Origin of the sequence: Rheinheimera sp. UJ63, assembly GCF_021568285.1 — a bacterium.
Taxonomy (GTDB): domain Bacteria; phylum Pseudomonadota; class Gammaproteobacteria; order Enterobacterales; family Alteromonadaceae; genus Alishewanella; species Alishewanella maricola.
In genome coordinates this window covers 220,589-240,915 of the sequence record NZ_JAKGTQ010000002.1, presented here as the reverse complement: position 1 = coordinate 240,915, position 20,327 = coordinate 220,589, and the positions used below count along the sequence as shown (strand labels likewise).

Below are 20,327 nucleotides of genomic sequence, written 5' to 3'. Positions count from 1 at the left end.
TTGACTCCTAATATTTTTCAAACGGACGCACGACTTGGCCGTCTTGTAAATGATAAATACCCGCAGAGACCACCTGATCGCCGGCTTTTAAACCGGAGAGTACTTCAACTTGCTGCTGGTGGATCCGACTGACTTGGATCGGTTGTCGGCTGACTTGCTGAGTTTCGGCTTGATAAATCCAAACATGGAATTGCTCTGGCGTTGAAGTATCTAATGCCGAGACGGGGATCAACATATTATTCTGAGCAGCATTGTTCTCGGTGACCACCGTCACCGTCATGCCTGGCAATAAATTTTCACCGGCGAGTCGCGGCATAGCAAACGACACTTGATAGGTTTGCGTGACCACATCCACTTCCGTCGCATGCTCACGGTAAGTAAGCGGGTGAAGGCTGGCATTATCATCAGATAATTTCACATACACCGCATAATCGGCTTTATCTTGCACTTGGCGCATCATTTGCTCTGGCACGTTAATGTGCACACGTAATTCAGAGACATTCTGCACGCGTAAAATGGGTGTACCGGCCGTGACGGTGGAATAACGCTCGATTAAGCGGCGCGTAACTAACGCATCAAAAGGGGCGTTTAACTGCGTGTACTGGCTATTACGCTTGGCGTTTTGCAACGCAACTTGCGCAATATCAAAATTAGTTTGCAACTGGTCAAAAGCTGACGGGGTTAAAATACCCTGTTCGCGTAGAGGTTTAGCCCGCTCTAAATCTCGCTGCGCTTGAGCAAGTTGCACTTCGGCTTGTTGCACGGCCAATTGATAATCGGTGTTATCCAGTGCCGCTAATAGCTCACCTGCAGGAATAATTTCGCCTTGCTGCACCGGTAAAGCGGTAACCCGACCGCCCACTTGAAAAGCTAAATCGACAGTACTGACCGCATCAATTCGCCCGATAAAACTGCGACTGTTGGCATGTTCATCTCCGCTAACGGTATATAATTTCACCGTGGTTAGCGTGGTATCAGACTCTTGGCTTACCGAATCGGAACAAGCACTGAGAAATATCAGCAGGCTAAGTATGCTACTGATCAGAGTAAAAGATGGGCGGTTCATTAACTTAGCTCCTGTGCACGAGTCGTCATATAATTTTCCAATTGACTGTGTTGTTCCGGGGTCAAAGGTGAAATGTTCAGCAACTGATGAAAGGTCAAGGCTTCACTGACTAGCAATAATGACATCACTTCGGGACTGTGATGATGCTCAGCTAAAATGTCGTTAAATACCTTACGGTTATGTTGCTGCAGCGGCTTTAACAGCGCCGGTTGCTCTGCTGCCGCCGCTAAGATAGCCATCGCGGTATTACTGCTTAATTGCTGAGTGAAACACTCTCGCGCTTTTAAGAAAGCCGCTAATTTTGATGACTCGGTGGCGACAAACTGTTGGCGGTTTTGCTCAGCATCATCCACTAAAAACTGCACCATGGCACTGAGCAAGGCTTCTTTTGACGGAAAGTGATATAACAAGCCACCTTTACTCAAGCCACTGGCTTGTGCCACCGCATCCAAGGTGACCTTACCCGGCCCTTTTTCTGCAGCGACGGCTAAGGCCGCTTGTAAAATCTGTTGTACGGTAATTTGCGCTTTATTCACGTTTGCTGCACCCTCAAATTAAAACCGTCTAGTCGGTACAGTATAACGGCAAAATCACAAACCGACCAGTTGGTACAGTAAAAGTTTTATCACAGACGCAGCTAAGCGCTATCTGGGCAACATTGTCGGGTTAGGGTTGTGCTACATGTGCCTGAGTATTTTTACTAAAAACTGGTTAAATTCACACAAAAATACGCTTATCCAGTTACAAGCTAAAAATAAAACGAAGATAAACAATAGTTTAAAGTTGGCACATTTATCGCTTTGTTTTGCCAGCTGCGAAAGTGCTATCACATTTGGATGGCAAGCGTTTTGAACTTAATGAGGTTGTGGAGCGCAAGATGAGTGTATTACGGTTAATTTTTAATGTTTTATGGTTTTTACTCGGCGGGCTGGTGATGGGCTTAGCCTGGTGGATTATTGGCTTAGTTTGCTTTATCAGCATTATTGGCATTCCGTTTGGTCGTGCCTGCTTTGTGATGGGCAAACTGGCGTTTTGGCCCTTTGGCCGCGATGCGATTAATCGCCGCTATATTAACCACGTAGAAGATTTTGGCACCTCGGCTTTTGGTACTTTGGGCAATATTGTCTGGTTTATCTTCTTTGGTATTTGGCTGGCCATTGGCCACTTAATGCATGCCTTGGTTTGCTTCCTGAGTATTATTGGCATTCCTTTTGGCATCCAGCACTTAAAATTAGCCGGTTTAAGTATCGCGCCCATTGGTAAAGGCATTGTGGGGCGCTAAATTGACTTAATTATGTTCGGTTTAAGTAACTTAGTTTACATGAAAAAATACCCCCAATTGATTGGGGGTATGTTGAGTACTGAAAATACACTTTAACGGTTAGTTTAATCGCAATTGCTTTATACGATAAGCGGCAAAAGCCAAAAGCCCCAACCCGAACAAGTATAAAGAGCTCGGTTCAGGTACTGCCGCGATGGAAATATCACCAGCAGCAAGAGGATTTGCTAAAGCATCATCAAAATTAAGACTCGCATCATACACTTCAAATTGCTGCAACCTCGGCAGGTTAGCCCCCAAGTAAGTGTATCGAACCACAAAGTTTGAAACACTTTGACCAACGGCTATACCTGCACCAAAAGAGTAAGCGTCAACAAAACCATCATCTGTAAAAAATGGATCGAATGTGAATATATCCCACTCAGGCCCAAATTCAGCAGTTCTTACATATTCTAAGTTCGAATATTGGTCAGCTTGAAAGAACAGTGTAAACCAATAAATATTATCCGATAAATTATTGGTTATGGTATAACGCGTCTCCCAAGTTGTACCGGATATATTGGTCGCCGAGCCAGTAATCAACGCCGCAAACGCAGGCTGAAAACTCAGCATTACAAAACAGGTTAACGCCGAGATTATTTTTTTTATTTGCATACTTTTTCTTCCAAAATTTATACATTACGCTTCAATCAGTTATAAGACTGAATGGAATAAATGGGTTGCTGAAAACGACATTTATCGCCTACTGGGGTATACATCGTTTGAATCATCGCGGTATTAAAAGCAACATTTTCGGTTAAACGATCTTCTCCACCACTGCCACCACTGCTTAGCCCGACCACCATAACGTTACTTAACGTAATGGCATATTGCGTATACAAACTCGTGCCACATTGCTTAATAACATCGATTTGCACTTCTTCAAAAAGCTCGCCTTTTGCAATCGCTAATCTGAGCGGATTACTTGCGGTATCTATGTATTTGGTGACGTTAACATTACCAAGCATAAACGAGCCGGCGCCTGCCCCTCCGCCGACATGGGTAGTACCGGAGTTACTTGACCCCTCACTCCAGGCTAATACTTGGATCCAATCTTTGTGGCTTGAACTTTCCACCTCACCTTTAATGGCAGGCCCATCAATCTTCATAAAGATGCCCACTGCTGTTGGGCTGGTGGACGGCGGTGGAGGGGGCGGTGGTAAATCTCCATCAATTTTCCAAACAAGATCCGCTAAGTTATAAGCTTCGCGTAAATTAATTTGAATGGTAAAGTCATTAGAACTTAAAACGCTGCTATTAGCCGGAATAGCGCCAAATGCCAAGTTACCTTGAATGATTGAGATGCTTGTAGGTGCAGAGATTAAACTGGCTTTTACATTGCTCAAATCGACAGCAGAGACATTTTGTGCCAGCACACGTAATTTATATTCGCTAACAGTACGGGTTACTCTTCGCGAACTGACTAAAGTAAAATTTTTATCATCAATAATAATATGATCATTAATAACTTCAGACACCGCAAAACCTGAAAAAGCAACTAACAATCCTACTAATAACCATGAAAGGCTATGTATGCTTTTTATCAATAACCTCATGTGATTAACTCCTCATAATTGGGGTTACTGACAGGTTATAACTGTTTATTCTCAGCGATATTCCAACCAACTGAAATGGGTGGTTTCGGATTTCCACCTTCATCAATAGGATAGTATGTCCAAGTAACCTCAGCGAAATTCAATGTAATATTTTCAGTCAGCCGATCGTCACCACCACTTCCACCTGACGATACCGAGGTAACAATGATATTTTTCATTTCTATTTTAAAATATTGCGACGGGTTCGCGCCGGCTCGCCTAACCGTTAAAGTCGCCGTTGGAATATGTTGCCCATTCGCCACGGATAACCTGAGCGCTGGGCTGGCACTGTCTAGCCACTTAGTAAAATTAATATCTTGAAAATTGGCTTTACCTGCACCGCCACCGCCAGTTTGAAAAGATCCAGATTGCGATAAACCTTCTGACCAAGCCAAAATATCCATCGCGCCACGGTTATCTTTGTCATAACTTTCACCAACAATACCGTCAATTTCTAAAAACATATCAACAGCAGCATAACTGACAATGGGCATGAGTAATAAGCTAGCGGTAGTTGTGATGGTTAGTAAGCTTTTTGAAAGTGGGTTTAGTGTTTTCATAAATTAGCCTTAATTAGAAGTTAAGGTGTTTTTACTGCGCCGCACCTATTTATGTAAATTAATAGTAAAAATCATTTAATAAGACAGTGGCATTCCGATTTTGAGAAAAACTCAAACCAATAACACCAATCCACATTAGAAATGTTTATAAAACGCCTCATAGTGTTGAGCCGATTTTTTGCATTTTTAATTCAGTATTATTTAAAGCATAATTAATGCCATTAAAATTAAAGCACGTTAAATTAGCCATTTAAAAAGTACAGTGAATAATGGCAAGCCAGCTTTGTAAAGAAAGCTGACACCACCTTTATGCTGATTATTTTTTAACAAGAAATTTTGCGGCCGTTAATCCCAATAAGGATTTATGATTAGTTTAAAATGATGATTTTGAAATGCGCCCTCTGTGCATCATTGTTCGAGCTTTAAAACACTTATTATTACAATAAAAGCCCTAAAAACTAACACCGCGTTGCAGATAAAATGTTACTTTTTTAGCTGTTTTTACTGCTGTTGACATCAGATCCAATTGCCTGTTGCTGACTAATTTAAAAATATCACAATCATCTTAGCTATAAATTGTCTACACCTTAGGATAAGGTGCAGGTAAAGTCAGTTAAGAGTCTGATGATGTCGCCAACTAATAACCAAAAAATCATGCATAATTTAGTGTTAGCGAGAACGCTGCATCAACAAGGCAACTTGACACAAGCGGCGGCGGCTTATAAAAAAATATTGCGTCTAGCCCCTACGCAACCAGATGCACTGCACTATTTAGGATTAGTTCTTTATCAAACCGGGCAAGTTAATGCAGCGTTAGTACAAATAAAGCGGGCGCTTGTGATCGCACCACACTATGCTGATGCGATGAACAATTTAGCGAATATTTACAAAGAAACAGGTAAGCTTATAGAAGCTCAAGCACTGTATAGGCGGTTACTGAGCATCGCACCCAATCATACCAATGCATTGATTAATCTGGCGATAGTTCTTAGGCAAACCCAGCAAAAAAAAGAAGCACTTCATCTTATTCATCGCGCCTTAGCACTTGACCCCCAGCATCTGCTTGCGCATCATAATCTCGGTAATATTCAAATTGATTTACAACAGTATGAACAAGCAAAATCTTCATTTCTGCGAGTTTTAGCCATTGATCCGCAGCACCATCAAGCCACCAAGCAACTGGCTTATGTATTAACCGAGCTTGATGAAACGCAGGCAGCCATTAAACTCTTAGAAAACCTCATGGTCTCGCGTCCTGATGATGCGATTGCACAACATTTACTTACCGCTTACTCACAAAAAAATACCCCAACCAGAGCCACAGATAACTATATAAAACAAACGTTTGATGATTACTCATCAAGTTTCAACTTATCACTAGCTCAACTTAATTATCAGGTGCCAGAACTTATTGCAGAAAAAGTGCTTAATCAACTTGCTGTTTCAGGCGAAAAATACGATATCCTGGATCTTGGCTGCGGCACGGGTCTCTGTGCGCCATTGTTGAAACCTGTTACAAGACAATTAGTTGGCGTAGATTTATCGGCCAAAATGTTAGCCCAAGCGGCAGAGCTAAAACTTTATGCCGAATTGCATGAAACTGAGTTATGTATGTTCATGTTAAACACTGAAATGCCATTTGATTACATTATTTGTGCCGATACCTTTGTCTATTTTGGTGAGCTGCAACACGCTTTCACAGCAGCGTTTAGCGTGTTAAAACCGGCTAGCTATTTCATTTTTAGCGTTGAACAGCACAGCCCTGCGGATACTCATCAGGATTATTTTTTACAATTAAATGGCCGTTATAGCCACACTAAAACATATATAGAGAGCAGTTTGCAGCAAGCCGGATTTACCCTATGTAGTTTCGAAAGTATTGTGCCTCGCTTCGAAAAAGGCAAAGCTGTTGCTGGCGCAATGATTGTCGCTATAAAAACGCTTTAAAAACGGTACTTTAACAACTGCAGTACGGTGTTCGTTGTCATCATTCACAACCATAGCGTAAGCCTTAGAGCCAAAGATTTTTGATCGCGTTGAAAGCATAAAACGTAATAAACCGACTATCTTAGGAGAAACACATGATTCGCGTTCTTAGCTATGCCGGTTTAATCCCCTTTGTTTTTTTGCCGTTGGCCAGCATGGTTTGGCCGCTGCTGGCACCCGCGCAAGCATTGTTGTTATTTCAGTTTTATAGCTGTTTAATTTTAGGTTTTATGGCAGGCGTATTATGGCCGGTATTACATCAGCCTAAGGCGGCTACACAGCAAGCCTTAGCAGCGGTCAGCTTCCCGATAGTTAGTTTTTTAGCCTTAGCGCTGTTGCCTGCTTACAGTGTGCTGATCCAAGCGGGCTTATTTTTAGCGCTAAGCTTTTATGAACATTTTTCCGGTATTAGCCAACAGTATCAGCAAAGTTACCGCACACTGCGCTATCAGTTAACGACTGTCGTGGTACTAAGTCATCTGGGGTTTTACTTTTTTTATGGATAAGCAAATGACCATAAATCCGGCGCAAGCCGCGTTATTTTTTGATGGTAGTTGTAAGTTATGTCGCCATGAAATCAATTGGTTAGGCCCTAAGCTACAGGGCAAAATGCAACTGGTGGATATTAGCCAAGCTGAGTTTGATGGCTTTAATGGTGCCAGCAAAGCCCAGATGATGCAGCAAATTCATGTTTGGGATGGCCAGCAGTTTCAGATCGGTTTAACTGCCACACTGTTTTATTGGCGCCTTGCTGGTTTAAGGCTATTACCGGCTATTTTGGCTTTTCCGTTGATCCGCCCCATTGCCAATTGGGTTTATCAGTATTGGGCGCGCAAACGCCTAAAATGTACCGATGGCCAGTGTGAGATAAAATAGCCAATGCGTCCTCCTCGTCACCGTGTGCGCACCAAAGCGCAGCAACAATCCGATTTGCAGTTACTGCAATTACATGCGCGCATTGCCGATAAACTGTTGGCCAATCCTGAGCTCGCCATCCCCTTACTTGAAAAGTTAGAACTGCGCTATCAAACCGGTTTAATTAAGCATTGGGGCTATATTCGTTGGCACAGTATTCTAACCATGATGCATGAGCCTGAGATCTTTAAACAGGCATTACTTGAAGACAGTGACAGTATGCGCCGGCTGCGCCGCAAAACGCTGTTAACCGGCATCCTGACCGAGCAAGAGCGCGATAGCGTGCTGCTTAATCAACTGCCAACTGAAACCGACTAAGCATCATCTAGCTTAAGCGCAAAAAATTTACCACGCACCCTTACGCGGTTTAGGTAGTTGAGCAAACAGATAGCCGTCTTGTATTGGCGCCAGCTTTGGCCGTACACTGCAAATCTTCATTTTTAATACTCTTGCAGGAACCACTATGTTTGTGCGCCCGCTAATATTCGCATGCTTACTGTTACTCGTCAGCCCGTTTACTCAAGCAGCTCAGGTAAAAGATAGCTATACCTATGCCAACCTAGAAGAAGTACGCGTTAGCCATTTGTACTTAGATTTACAGGTAGATTTTCAAAAGCAGGCCTTAATCGGTTTTGCTGAGCTTACACTGGATTGGCAACAAGAAGAGCGTAATCACATTACACTTGATACCCGCGATTTAGCCATTAAACAGGTGTATGCCCGTCGTGCTGATGGCCAGTGGCGACAAGTGCCATTTCAGCTTGCCGCGCGCGATGCGGTCCTCGGCAGTAAACTGACCATTACACCGGGGTTTCAACCGAAGAGAATTCGTGTTCAATATCAATCTACTCCGGCCGCGTCAGGCTTACAGTGGCTGACTAAAGCGCAAACCGCCGGAAAAACCCAGCCGTTTATGTTTAGTCAAAACCAAGCTATTCATGCCAGAAGCTGGATCCCAATTCAAGATAGCCCCGCGCTGCGCTTAACTTACACGGCACGTATTCAAACCGATCCTGAACTGCTGGCGGTGATGAGCGCCCCCAACTCACCAAGCGCCGAGCGCAGCGGTGATTATCGCTTTAACATGCCACACCCCATCCCGCCCTATTTGTTAGCGCTGGCTGTTGGTGATTTGCACTTTAAAGCGATGAGCGAGCAAACCGGTGTGTATGCCGAGCGTTATATTTTAGAGGCGGCGGCCAAAGAATTTGCTAGCACCCAACAAATGATAGCGGCTACCGAACAGCTCTACGGTGAGTACCGTTGGGGCCGGTACGATTTATTGATTTTACCGCCCAGCTTCCCCTTTGGTGGCATGGAAAACCCGGTGCTGTCGTTTATTACCCCCACGGTGGTGGCTGGCGATGGCAGCTTAGTGAATTTAATTGCGCATGAGTTAGCGCATTCTTGGTCCGGTAACTTAGTGACCAATGCGACTTGGCAAGATCTGTGGCTTAATGAAGGCTTCACCTCTTATGTCGAGAATCGCATTATGGAGCAGGTGTTTGGTACTGATCGTGCGCTAATGGAGCAGGCCTTATCGGTGCAAGATTTAATGCAAGAGCTGCCCCGTTTAGCCGCTGATGACACTCGGCTTTATCTGGATTTAAAAGGCCGTGATCCAGACGATGCTTTTACTGGCGTACCCTACACCAAAGGCCAACTGTTTTTAATGTTTTTAGAACAGCGCTTTGGCCGTGCGGACTTTGACGCTTTTGTGCGCCAATACTTTGCCGATCATGCCTTTGAAAGTATCACCACCGCAGAATTTGAACGCTATTTTGCCGCGAATTTACTGCAAGCCCACCCGGGTAAAGTTAGCAGCGCAGAGGTGCAAGAGTGGATCCACGGTAGCGGTTTGCCTGCTAGCTCGCCTAAGCCGCAGTCGGATGCGTTTTTACGTGTGCAGCAATACATCAATGCTTGGCGCTCCGGTTTAACGGCCCTTACCGAGATCCCCACCAGCGAGTGGACGGTGCATGAATGGCTGTATTTTATTAATAACTTGCCACTTGATATCAGCCTTGGGCAATTACAGCAGTTAGACAGTGCCTTTGCACTTACGCAATCAATTAACAGTGAAATTGCCCATGCTTGGTTTTTGTTGGCGTTAAAAACTAATTACACCACGGTGTTACCGGCACTTGAGGGCTATTTGCTGAAAATTGGTCGGCGTAAGCTGATTCTGCCGCTGTATAAGCAACTGGCCAGCACGCCAGAGGGGTTAGCCCTGGCGCGCAAAGTGTATCAGCAAGCTCGCCCTGGCTATCATCCCTTAGCGCAAGGCAGTGTTGATGAGATCTTAAAACTCGCTAACTAAGCCTTAGCTAATTAGCGTTAAAAGCGCGCCCAAAGCGCCGCCAGCCAGCACCAGTTGCCAGGCTGGCCGGCGCCAAAATTGCAACGCCACAAACCCAGCAAGTGCAATAGCCAGATCAACGGCGGTAAAAATACTGCTTTGCCAAATGGGCTGATATAAGGCTGCTAATAAAATACCGGTTACGCTAGCCCCTACCCCGGCCATCACTTGGCTGATCGTGGCAGAGCTGCGCAATTGTTGCCAATAGGGTAATACCGCCGCCAGCACTAAAAATGACGGTAAAAAGATGGCTAAAAGGGCTAAAACACCGCCAGTAACACCCGTAACACTGCCTGTGCTTGCGGCACCTAGAAAAGCCGCGAAGGTAAAGAGTGGGCCTGGCACCGCCTGTGCAGCGGCATAGCCTGCTAAAAAGGTATCGGCATCAACTAGGCCATTTGGCACTACCTCTGCTTGTAATAACGGCAGTACTACATGGCCGCCGCCAAACACTAAGGCTCCGGCTCGGTAGAAGGATTCAAACAGCGCTAACGCAGCGCTGGGATACAACTGTACCCATAACGGCAAGCCAATTAACAACAGCAGAAACAGTAGCCCAAAACCTTTGGCGGCAGTTCTTGAGATCTTCAAGGGTAAGGCGTTGCTGCTGCTCGGCTCTGGTGCTAACCACAGATAGCCTAACAAGCCACCAAGTACAATTACCGCAGGTTGTAACCAAACAAGCGGGAATACTAATAGCAGCAATGTGCTGATTGTCATAATGCTGATTTTTGTTTTGGTATTACACAGGGTTTTTGCCATGCCCCAGACGGCATGGGCTACGACGGCAACGGCTACCAGCTTTAAACCATGCAACACGCCTTGTGTGAGCGCGCTTTGTAATAGCGGTAAGCTTATACTAAAGGCAATGAGTAGTATGGCTGAGGGTAAGGTAAAGCCTAACCACGCAGCCAAGGCGCCGCGGTAATGGCCACGCAGCAAGCCAATGGCTAAACCCACTTGGCTACTGGCGGGGCCAGGTAAAAACTGGCACAGCGCAACGAGTTCGGCATAATCACGCTCGCTAAGCCATTGGCGTTTTTCAACGAATGCGTGACGAAAATAGCCCAGGTGCGCCACGGGGCCACCAAAGGAGGTGATCCCGAGTACGAAAAAGATCCGGAACAAGTTCCAGAAGCTGCTGTGTGATGCGGTTTCAGTCATGGTTAACCTGTGATAGCGTTTTCATTATTATTGAGCAACGGCTCTTAGCTGCAAGTTTGATGCACCCGGTGGCTAAACACGACGCACAACTTTGCCAGGTACGCTGTTGATACATATTCGTTCAACTATTGCTGCGAGTTCAGTTCATCCGGTGACCCAGTACTCCGTACACCTTTGCTGGGGCACGCCGTAAATACCTATCTGTTCACCTATTACTATGAGTTTGGTGCATCCGGTGGCTAAACGCGACTTACAACTTTTCCGGGTACGCTGTGGATACATATTCGTTCAACTATCGCTGCGAGTTCAGTTCATCCGGTGACCCAGTACTCCGTACACCTTTGCTGGGGCACGCCGTAAATACCTCCCTGTAGGCTCCTCTTTGGCATCCATGCCAAAGACGTCCCCAGCAAAGGGTACTGCGCACTTGTCACCTCGTCTGATATTTATGTATCATCTAAGCTGAAACAAACATTATAAGATGCTTACCGTTACAGAACGCCATGTATAACGTTATCTTTTAAAAGTATTTTCTAGCCAAGCAGCGAGCCGATATTGCTAAGCAAAGCGTCTCCGGCATGGATGCCTGACAAATTCGTCTGGAACGAATTTGGACAGCTCTGCTGGCCCTAAGGGTGGATTCACGGCGTACCTCAGAAAAAATGGACGTAGCTCCTCGCCGTATTTAGTGCACAAAACTTTTTTATGTCCCAGCACGCTGTGGCATATATTTGTTCCCTATTGCTTTAAGTTTTGTGCGTCCGGTAGCTAAACGCGACGTACAACTTTGCCGGGGCACGCTGTGGATACATCCTTGTACGCTCCTGTTTTTCATCCCTGAAAAACACGTCCCCTTGCAAAGTGTACTCTGCGTTTACCACCTCGTCTTAAACTGCTACTTAATCCGGAATACATAACGACACACTAATCAAGGTGAGGGGCGAAACTCCTCGCAGTATTCAATTAACAAAACTTTTTTATGTCGCGGCACGTTGTGGCATATATCTTTTCACCTATTGCTTTAAGTTTTGTGCGTCCGGTAGCTAAACGTGACGTACAACTTTGCAAAGTACGCTGTGGATACATCCTTGTACGCTCCTGTTTTTCATCCCTGAAAAACACGTCCCCTTGCAAAGTGTACTCTGCGTTTACCACCTCGTTTTATACTGCTACTTAAACCAGAATACATGATGAAACACCCATCAGGATGAGGGACGTAGCTCCTCACCGTATTCAATTCACAAAACTTTTTTATGTGCAAAAATTCACAAGCACACTACAGTGAAACAGCTGATGGTGTAATTTTGTATGTCACACTTCATTTATTTATTGAAGTTTTAATCGCCAAGTACACAACACCGCCCCGAGTAACAGCAAACCGGATAACCACAAACACGCCACTAACCCATAACTTTGGTATGCCCAGCCTGATAGTAAGGTTCCAGCTAAACGCCCGGCGGCATTGGCCATATAATAAAAGCCTACATCCAGCGACACGCCATCACGATTAGCACTGGCAACAATTAAGTAGCTATGTAAGCTCGAGTTAATGGCAAAAAACACACAGTAAAGCAATAAACCACACAACAGCGCGAGTAACGGCTGAGCGCTATACAGCATGGCGACACCTATTAACCAAGGCAACAAGGCTAACAGCAGTACCCAATTAAGTGCTGTACTGGCCGTTGGCGGCGCTTGCTTATTACTGCGGGTAAGCTTAGGGGTAAACGCTTGCACTATGCCATAGGCAATAACCCAACTGGCTAAAAACGCCCCCACTGCACTTTGTGACCAACCGGCAATACTCGCCAAATACAACGGCAACGCAATCACAAACCATACATCGCGCGACGCAAATAAACAAAAACGTGCCGCCGATAACCAATTTAAACTGGCACTTTTAGACAGCAGCTCTGTAAATTTCGGTTTAAAGCTTTTTTTGCCAAGATCCTGTTTCAGCAAGACTAAACTTAATACCCATACCAGCAACAAACTGCCTGCCATCGCCGCCATCGCGCCTTGAAAACCTAACCAGGCTAATAACACCCCGCCTAAAAAGAACCCCACGCCTTTAAGGGCATTTTTAGAGCCGGTTAACAGGGCCACCCACTTGTATAACGCGCCTTGCGCTTCATCGGGTAACAGCAACTTTATGGCACTTTTTGCGCTCATTTTATTCAGATCTTTGGCAATACCTGACAAGGCCTGCGCCGCCATCACCCACACCACGGTAAGCTGTGCCGTGGGGAGCAATAACATGCTAAGTGCGACAATTTGCAGCAATAACCCCAGATTCATGGTTTTGTTTAACCCCAAACGCGCACCTAGCCAGCCCCCCACTAAATTGGTGACAATGCCAAAAAACTCATAGAACACAAATAATGAGGCGATGGCCAGTGGGCTGTAACCTAGCTGATAAAAGTGCAGCACAATTAGCATGCGCAGCGCCCCATCGGTTAAAGTAAAGGCCCAGTAATTACCGGTTACGATTAAATATTGCCGTACATCTGCGTTCATGCTGCTCTCTGCTGCAAAATGGCTTATTTGGCCAAGCCAACTAATTTGGCTAACTCAACGGTGCGATTGGCATAGCCCCACTCGTTGTCATACCACGCATAAATTTTTACTTGGGTACCGTTTACCACCATGGTGGAAAGCGCATCAATAATGCTCGAGCGCGGATCGGTTTTGTAATCTACGGACACTAAAGGCCGCGTTTCATAGCCTAAAATACCGGCCAACTCGCCTTCTGCCGCGGCTTTAAGTAGCGCATTGACTTCTTCTGCTGTGGTGGCACGTTCTACTTCAAATACACAGTCTGTGAGTGACGCATTGGCCAGTGGCACACGCACGGCATGCCCGTTTAAACGGCCTTTTAGCTCAGGGAAAATTTCGGTAATCGCCGTGGCCGAGCCGGTAGTCGTGGGTATTAAACTGCTGCCACAAGCCCGCGCGCGGCGTAAGTCTTTGTGCGGCGTATCTAAAATAGATTGGGTATTGGTTAAATCATGAATAGTGGTGATGGCACCGTGTTTAATGCCTAATTTTTCGTGGATCACTTTTACCACTGGCGCTAAACAGTTAGTTGTACAACTTGCCGCCGTGACAATCTGATGAATTGAGGGATCAAACAACTGCTGATTAACCCCCATCACCACATTTAACACACCGGCTTCTTTAACAGGCGCGCTAACCACGACCCGTTTTACCCCTTGATCTAAATAGGCTTGCAGCAGCGCCTTGCTTTTCATTTTACCCGAGGCGTCGATTACGACATCACAGCCCGACCAATCCGTGTCAGCAATGGCTTTATTGGCGGTTACCTTGATGTGCTGCCCTTTGATTATCATGGCATCGTCATTGGCCGTGGCCTCATGTTGCCAACGGCCATGTACCGAATCAAAGTTAATTAAGTGCGCAAAGGTGGCTGCATCGGCCGCCGGATCGTTAATTTGCACAAATTCAAACTCAGGCCAGTCAAAGGCTGCGCGCAGTGCTAAGCGGCCGATGCGGCCAAAACCGTTAATTCCTACTTTAATTGTCATTATGCTGTCCTGTTTTTCATTAACATTATTCAGTTTCGACTGTTGCGGCCGTTTTTAAACTTTTGCCAGCCACAATGCCAAGCGCTTAAAACTCTGTGGTGACTTTATGCAGTGCCTCGTTATTCACGACAACATTGACTGTCACGCGTTGGACGATCGCCCATAGCCGCAAGATTCGCTTGTAACGGCGCGAGAAAGGGTTGCTGCGCGATCGCCGTCTGCTCAAGGCAAGCTTGCGCCCACGGCGCTAAGGTTGGATTTAGACGGTAATACACCCACTGCCCCTGACGACGGTCGAGCAGCACCGCGGTTTTTCGCAGCATTGCCAAGTGGCGTGAAATTTTGGGCTGGGTATCTTGTAAGGCGGTAGTGAGCTCGCAAACACATAATTCTTGCTCGGCCATAATTAATAACAACGCATTTAGCCGGGTTTCATCGGCCAGTAATTTAAAAAAACTCAGTGGGGTTAAGGGTTTGTGCTGATGCTGTCGATCGTATAGCAGCACAAACATACTTAAGCGCTCTGCTAATTGATGAAGTGTGGTTTCAAAAGCATGAGAATCAGAGCTTTGCTTTGGATCGCTAAAATCCCAAGCCAATAAATGCTTAGCGGTGATTTCGTTGGCGCACTCTGCCGTTGTTTTATTGCATAGCACAATCGCATAATCAAAATTGATATGCCGATATTTACTGAGGGGTTTGGCGTACAAACCCTCGGTACTGATACCCTGAGCGGCTAAAGTACTCAAAGCGCGAGGATCGGCAACAGCAGGCGCACTACCAGCACTGTATGCTGTAAAACGATCCGCATATTTATGCCGAGCTAAGCCTTCCGCTAAAATAGAACGCGCCGAGTTCTCGGTGCAAATAAACAGTAGAGTGGGTAAGGTCACAATTATTCACATATGAAAAAACGAATATGCGAATTATTTTATATGTGTTTATTGAAACTGCAAGCCTAAAACGCAAAATTCATCAAACTGTCACATAACACATTTTGAAACGGACCCGTCGTTACCGACTTTAGGCATACTGAGATAAAGAAACGATCCACCATCAGCTCCGAGCATAGGCTCAGAGCTGATGGTTAAAGTAGAAGGGAAATTTAAAAGGTCTGTGGATGCCGTTGTAACCAATCGTTCATGGCATCAAGTACTGCAGGTTTTAGCGGTATGGCAAAAGCCGCAATATTTTCCTGTAATTGTTGAGTGTTAGTGGCACCGATTATCGTGGAGGTAACGCCGACAACTTGATTGGTCCAGCTTAATGCTAGCTGCGTTGGACTGATGCGAAAATTCGCCGCCAGTGCAACAAAGTCAGCGATCGCTGCATTAGATTGTGCGGTATCTCGAAACAAGCCATTACGCTGAGCGATAGACCAGCGACTGCCGGCAGGTCGCGCCCCGCCGAGATATTTACCCGACAATGCCCCACCCGCCAAAGGCGACCAAGGCAGGTATGCCAATTGCTCATGCTGACATTGCTCTAACAAATAAGGCCAGTCTTTGGTGTGCAGCGGGCCAAATTCGTTTTGCACTGAGACCATTCGAGGCAAGTTATGCTGCTTACTTAACTGTAAATATTGGCTGATCCCCCACGGGGTTTCATTTGACAAGCCACAATAACGGATTTTACCGGCCTGCACTAAATCGGCCAGTGTCTGCAAAATCGCTAAGATTTCATCTTGTTGCTGCTGCACATTGACCGCAGCAAAATTGATGCGGTTAACCGCATGCTTACCAAAATGTGGAGATGTGCGATTCGGCCAATGCAATTGATATAAATCGATATAGTCGGTATTTAAACGGCTAAGTGAGCCCTCAACGGCTGTGATGATACTTTGCGGGCTGATCGTGCTACCGTTACGAATATGACTAATACCATTACCGGCAATTTTGCTGGCAATAATCAACTTATCGCGCTGCGCAGCATGGCGGCTTAACCAATTACCCAAAATTCGCTCTGTGGCACCATAAGTTTCAGGACGTGGCGGAATAGCGTAAAGCTCAGCAGTATCAATAAAGTTTACGCCAGCCTCTAACGCCAATGCTAACTGCGCATTGGCATCTGCCTGGGTATTTTGCTGGCCCCAAGTCATGGTGCCTAAGCAAACTCGAGATACACTAAGATCGCTGCTACCTAATGGTGAATACTGCATGTTTGTCTCTGAATTTATTCAAATAAACCGACTATAGCAGATTACTCTGCGTTTTAGCGACTCGTTGCGGCGCTACTGTAGATATTACAAGCAGGCAATAAGGCTATAGCCCCAAAGACTAAAAGCCAACAAGCCAGTTTTTAGCAGTTACAACAGCAGCAGGGAGCAACTTGATACACCCATCACTAAAAAATTAGCCACTGGTTAAAGGCTTCTGCATATACACTGCATCTAAGCCATAACTATGCAAAGCGCACAGTGCTTTTTCGGCTAACAGCCTGTGCGCAATAAAGCCCTGTTTATGCCAAAAACGCTGCGATTTTTGAACAGCAACTAAGGCTAAACATGGCAGCGATAAAGCAGCCGCATGCTGCTCAGCTTGTTTTAACAGTATGGCGGCAATGCCTTTACCCCGCGCAGCCTCACTAACGGCAAGATCATGCAGGTACAATAAATCCGCTGCCGCTGCACGCTCAAATTGACTGGCTAAAACAGTCACATGCTGCGTCAGCGCAGGATAACTGAATAAATAGCCAAGTAACTCACCCGCCGTATTTTCGGCCAACCAGCAACTTTCTGTCGCCACCTTTAAACGCGCACCGAGTAACGCCGGCGGTTCATATAAATCGTCGCTATAGCAGTGATCTTGCAAGGCAACCACCTTAGCAAGATCATCCGCTTGCAGCAGACGGATCCTGACATCCATGCTAGCTCGCTTGCCTTACAAAGTTTAAAGCAGCACAAATCGCGGTAACTTGTGCCATAACGCATTGTTCAGGCGTGGCAATGGGGCTGTCTGGATACACTTCAGTGGTGGTCACATATGGGGCCTCTGTAACACGACCGCATAAACCCAAGGCTTTCTTTGGATAATTGATCACCCCCGGTTGTACCATAGGATCACCAATTAACTCACCGTTTTCGTCCGGCGGCGCGATATGCGTTACCTTGGCGACTTCATTTATAATCGCTTGCTGAAATGCCGGCTCGGGTCGCTCTGTATCGCCAACGAGGTAAAAACCATCCGGAATGTTCCAATTGGTATTGACGGTGCCATCGCGCGCAGCTTTTGCTGGGCGAAACTCCGTATTATCACTGTCGGTGGTTTCATGTAAATCAATGTGTAACAAAGGGGTGATACCCAGTCGCTGTAAATACTCACGTAAATAACGTGCTTCGTCACTTGCACTATCACCGCTAAATGAGCGATTTGGATCCACCGCCAAAGGGCTCCAGCGATTAATCGTTTCATAGGCCCAAGGGCTGATACAAGGTGCAATTAACAGATTAAAATCAGCTAAATACGCTGCAGCATGCTGCGCCGCAAATCGCAAAGCGCCATGCACACCACTGGTTTCATAACCATGTACGCCACCGGTAATTAACGCTAAGGGTTTATCGTCTCGCCAATCACGACTCTTTAAAATATAAAGCGGGTAACAAGCAAAACCTTGCGCTTGATAATCAACCTCACCATATTGCTCTCTCTCGAAATGCGCATCGAGAGAGGCGAATGACGCTAACACATCCTGCTGATAACTGCGTTGTACTTTTTGTAACGCCAACCATTGTTGTTTTTCAGCCGCTTGCCAAGGCTGGCCTAAACGGCCAATCGGGTAATATACTTCTGTCATAATGTCCTCTGTTAGCGCTGCTATCTAACCTCACTGTCTAAATGGTATAACAGTTTAAATTGCCATAACTAGCCTACCTGAAAGCGGCTGCAAGGCCTAGACTGAAAACGTTGTTGTACAAATAATCTGTGGTAAAACAAAATAACGGAGCATGACAGCAACGTGTCGCTGTATTTGAATAGGCTTGGCGTTATCACAAACCCGCCGCAACTTTCCCAGTGCCGCTTTTTTATGCAGCTTACTGGGGCTAATAAGCGTGTTTTACTACGAAAGTACCTTAAAGCAAAACGTATTATCGGCCGGGATAAGTGTGTTATTGATAAGCTGGTTGTATGCGGCCATTTTGGCAGAAGTTATCTTGCGACCACTGATATTTAAATTAAGCCATGCTATTACACTGCAAAGCAAGGACGATGCTTGAGTCGAAAGCCCAGTACTGCTAGGCTAGTTTATGAGTAAAACGAGCGCTTTAACCTCTATGAATAAAAGAAATTGGCTGGCAAAACAGATAGATCCTTCGTCATGGCGTCAAGAAGGGCTATCGCCATTCAATTTATTTATATGCGTTGTCATTGTACTTTCCACAATCTTCGCCATTTTAGAAACAGAACCCTTATTAACAGAGGCTTACCCTGAATACTTTGTTTTAATTAATCAGATATTATTAATCATATTTGCTACTGAGTTAGCCTTACGTATCTATATTGCACCCTATGGGCATGGTGAACAGGGCATTAGCCGTTGGCGCTTTATCATTTCTGGCTGGACTTTGCTGGATATCTTAGTGCTGTTAACTTTTATGCCATTGTCTGAAGATTTACCGCTGTTGGTGATTCGTTTGATGCGCGTTTTCCGTATTCTGCGTCTATCCCGGCTGACACGCTTTAATTACTCCCTCACTTTACTGCTGCAATCCATTCGTAAACGGCAAACCGAATTGGGGATCAGCTTTCTGATAGCCCTTTTATTACTGTTACTCACGTCGATATTGTTATATTTGGTGGAAGGGAAAAGTAATCCAGCAGACTTTGGCAGTATCCCGCGTACCATGTGGTGGTCAATTGCCACACTCACCACTGTGGGCTATGGCGATGTTACCCCCCTGTCGCCACTGGGTAAGTTTTGTGCCGGAATAACCGCGTTAATTGGTATTGGTTTAGTCGCCATGCCAACGGGCATATTGGCGGCCGCTTTTAGCGATGCTTATCAACAAGCCCGCGAACATAAAGCACAACACTTAAAACATTTAGAAGAAAGAAGAGCCGCTGAAGCCAGCAAACTGGCTGAGCAGCAAAAACATACCGAAGGCTAAAGCAATACCGCTTTAAAGAAATAGCCATTTACAGGCTTGATAGGCGTTTGCAAGGCACTAGCTAACGCTGCGCGGGCATGATAATTGACTCTAAAGCCTGTTGTCTCACATGCTGTTGTAACCTGGGGTAAAAGTCTAAGAATACCTGTTCAAGCTCAGTATAGCGCGGAGTAATTTCAGTAATAATACCGGCGAATTGATTGGCAAAACGAATTCGCTGAGCAATCCTATCTAACGCCATGCCGACTCGAGGCAATTGCTGGTAGCTTTCAAACCAATCTTGCTGTCGCACTTTTTGCATAGTCCACAACATCTGCGCTGGCATTAGAGGCTCCGCATGGGCTAATTGCTGGTAGAGCGCTAATTTAGCGCGACTAAAAGGTTCTGCATAAAAGCGAGACCAATGTACTGTTAAAAAGTGGTCAAATAATACATCCAAAGCCACCCCAGCAAAGCGCCGCCTTGTCGATGAAAATTGCCGTTTAGCCAGACAAATAGCACTATCTGCATCAGTAAAGGCATCTACTGCTCGATGATTAGCAAGGCCGGCTTTAATTGAGGGAGCAAGAGAAACAAGGCATACGCCTTTAGAGAAGTCGCCCAACAAATTCCCCACTAACGATGACGCTGTAGGCTGCGCTAGAGCCAGATGTGCCAAATAGTTCATCATCACCTGTAATACAAAATTGCTTAAACAATTTGATAAAAAAACCCG

20 protein-coding genes are annotated in these 20,327 nt (G+C 45.6%); 7 read left to right on the top strand and 13 right to left on the bottom strand.

What is annotated here, in order from left to right:
- Positions 1-7: 7 nt before the first annotated feature.
- Together L1N97_RS07210 and L1N97_RS07205 are read right to left on the bottom strand one after the other, a co-directional pair.
- On the bottom strand, positions 8-1,066 hold the full coding sequence (locus L1N97_RS07210) for an efflux RND transporter periplasmic adaptor subunit (protein WP_236129316.1): 1,059 nt from the start codon (positions 1,064-1,066) through the stop codon (positions 8-10).
- The gene (locus L1N97_RS07205; RefSeq protein ID WP_236129315.1) at positions 1,066-1,602 is read right to left on the bottom strand and encodes a TetR/AcrR family transcriptional regulator; all 537 of its coding nucleotides are present in this window, start codon (positions 1,600-1,602) and stop codon (positions 1,066-1,068) included. Before L1N97_RS07205 ends, L1N97_RS07210 begins: the two co-directional genes overlap by 1 nt.
- 341 nt (positions 1,603-1,943) lie before the next feature.
- Between L1N97_RS07205 and L1N97_RS07200 the strand changes: the two genes are divergently transcribed.
- A complete protein-coding gene (locus L1N97_RS07200) occupies positions 1,944-2,348 on the top strand; it encodes a YccF domain-containing protein (RefSeq protein ID WP_236129314.1) in 405 nt (134 codons plus the stop codon).
- A gap of 99 nt (positions 2,349-2,447) precedes the next feature.
- Here L1N97_RS07200 and L1N97_RS07195 read toward each other — a convergent pair whose 3' ends face one another.
- Genes L1N97_RS07195 through L1N97_RS07185 form a run of 3 tightly spaced genes read right to left on the bottom strand, consistent with a single transcriptional unit; the run spans position 2,448 to position 4,539 of the window.
- Positions 2,448-2,999: a PEP-CTERM sorting domain-containing protein gene (locus L1N97_RS07195; protein ID WP_236129313.1), complete on the bottom strand. Its 552-nt coding sequence runs from the start codon at positions 2,997-2,999 to the stop codon at positions 2,448-2,450.
- A gap of 35 nt (positions 3,000-3,034) precedes the next feature.
- Positions 3,035-3,940, bottom strand: coding sequence for an Hcp family type VI secretion system effector (locus L1N97_RS07190; protein WP_236129312.1), 906 nt, complete (start codon positions 3,938-3,940; stop codon positions 3,035-3,037).
- 35 nt (positions 3,941-3,975) lie between these two features.
- Positions 3,976-4,539 (bottom strand): Hcp family type VI secretion system effector, encoded by a 564-nt coding sequence (locus tag L1N97_RS07185; protein ID WP_236129311.1) that lies wholly within the window; start codon positions 4,537-4,539, stop codon positions 3,976-3,978.
- 624 nt (positions 4,540-5,163) lie between these two features.
- On the opposite strand from L1N97_RS07185, the gene L1N97_RS07180 reads away from it, so the two are divergent.
- The 5 genes from L1N97_RS07180 (at position 5,164) to L1N97_RS07160 (ending at position 9,760) form a co-directional block, all read left to right on the top strand.
- Positions 5,164-6,486, top strand: a complete 1,323-nt coding sequence (locus L1N97_RS07180; RefSeq protein ID WP_236129310.1) for a tetratricopeptide repeat protein — start codon at positions 5,164-5,166, stop codon at positions 6,484-6,486.
- Between the two features lie 134 nt (positions 6,487-6,620).
- Entirely contained in the window at positions 6,621-7,031 is a 411-nt protein-coding gene (locus L1N97_RS07175; RefSeq protein ID WP_236129309.1) for a DUF3429 domain-containing protein, read from the top strand.
- Between the two features lie 4 nt (positions 7,032-7,035).
- Positions 7,036-7,401 carry a thiol-disulfide oxidoreductase DCC family protein gene (locus tag L1N97_RS07170; RefSeq protein WP_236129308.1) on the top strand — a complete coding sequence of 122 codons (366 nt, stop codon included), beginning with the start codon at positions 7,036-7,038 and terminating at the stop codon, positions 7,399-7,401.
- 3 nt (positions 7,402-7,404) lie between these two features.
- A complete protein-coding gene (locus L1N97_RS07165; protein ID WP_236129307.1) occupies positions 7,405-7,758 on the top strand; it encodes a hypothetical protein in 354 nt (117 codons plus the stop codon).
- 145 nt (positions 7,759-7,903) lie between these two features.
- Positions 7,904-9,760 carry a M1 family metallopeptidase gene (locus tag L1N97_RS07160; RefSeq protein WP_236129306.1) on the top strand — a complete coding sequence of 619 codons (1,857 nt, stop codon included), beginning with the start codon at positions 7,904-7,906 and terminating at the stop codon, positions 9,758-9,760.
- A gap of 3 nt (positions 9,761-9,763) precedes the next feature.
- Here L1N97_RS07160 and chrA read toward each other — a convergent pair whose 3' ends face one another.
- The 7 genes from chrA to L1N97_RS07125 all read right to left on the bottom strand — a co-directional run bounded on the left by chrA (position 9,764) and on the right by L1N97_RS07125 (position 18,300).
- The gene (gene chrA, locus L1N97_RS07155; protein ID WP_236129305.1) at positions 9,764-10,963 is read right to left on the bottom strand and encodes a chromate efflux transporter; all 1,200 of its coding nucleotides are present in this window, start codon (positions 10,961-10,963) and stop codon (positions 9,764-9,766) included.
- 1,326 nt (positions 10,964-12,289) lie between these two features.
- On the bottom strand, positions 12,290-13,480 hold the full coding sequence (arsJ, locus tag L1N97_RS07150) for an organoarsenical effux MFS transporter ArsJ (protein WP_236129304.1): 1,191 nt from the start codon (positions 13,478-13,480) through the stop codon (positions 12,290-12,292).
- A 23-nt stretch (positions 13,481-13,503) separates the two neighbouring features.
- Positions 13,504-14,508 carry an ArsJ-associated glyceraldehyde-3-phosphate dehydrogenase gene (locus L1N97_RS07145; RefSeq protein ID WP_236129303.1) on the bottom strand — a complete coding sequence of 335 codons (1,005 nt, stop codon included), beginning with the start codon at positions 14,506-14,508 and terminating at the stop codon, positions 13,504-13,506.
- Positions 14,509-14,627: 119 nt separating this feature from the next.
- Complete coding sequence (locus L1N97_RS17060; protein WP_236129302.1) at positions 14,628-15,401, bottom strand: metalloregulator ArsR/SmtB family transcription factor; 774 nt, start codon at positions 15,399-15,401, stop codon at positions 14,628-14,630.
- Between the two features lie 212 nt (positions 15,402-15,613).
- Complete coding sequence (locus L1N97_RS07135; protein ID WP_236129301.1) at positions 15,614-16,666, bottom strand: aldo/keto reductase; 1,053 nt, start codon at positions 16,664-16,666, stop codon at positions 15,614-15,616.
- A 193-nt stretch (positions 16,667-16,859) separates the two neighbouring features.
- Entirely contained in the window at positions 16,860-17,372 is a 513-nt protein-coding gene (locus L1N97_RS07130; protein ID WP_236129300.1) for a GNAT family N-acetyltransferase, read from the bottom strand.
- A 1-nt stretch (position 17,373) separates the two neighbouring features.
- Positions 17,374-18,300 (bottom strand): M14 family metallopeptidase, encoded by a 927-nt coding sequence (locus L1N97_RS07125; RefSeq protein WP_236129299.1) that lies wholly within the window; start codon positions 18,298-18,300, stop codon positions 17,374-17,376.
- A 451-nt stretch (positions 18,301-18,751) separates the two neighbouring features.
- Here L1N97_RS07125 and L1N97_RS07120 point away from each other — a divergent pair, with 451 nt between their 5' ends.
- A complete protein-coding gene (locus L1N97_RS07120) occupies positions 18,752-19,612 on the top strand; it encodes an ion transporter (RefSeq protein ID WP_236129298.1) in 861 nt (286 codons plus the stop codon).
- 61 nt (positions 19,613-19,673) lie between these two features.
- Here the strand turns inward: L1N97_RS07120 and L1N97_RS07115 are convergent, their stop codons facing one another.
- Entirely contained in the window at positions 19,674-20,279 is a 606-nt protein-coding gene (locus L1N97_RS07115; RefSeq protein WP_236129297.1) for an acyl carrier protein phosphodiesterase, read from the bottom strand.
- Between the last annotated feature and the right edge of the window lie 48 nt (positions 20,280-20,327).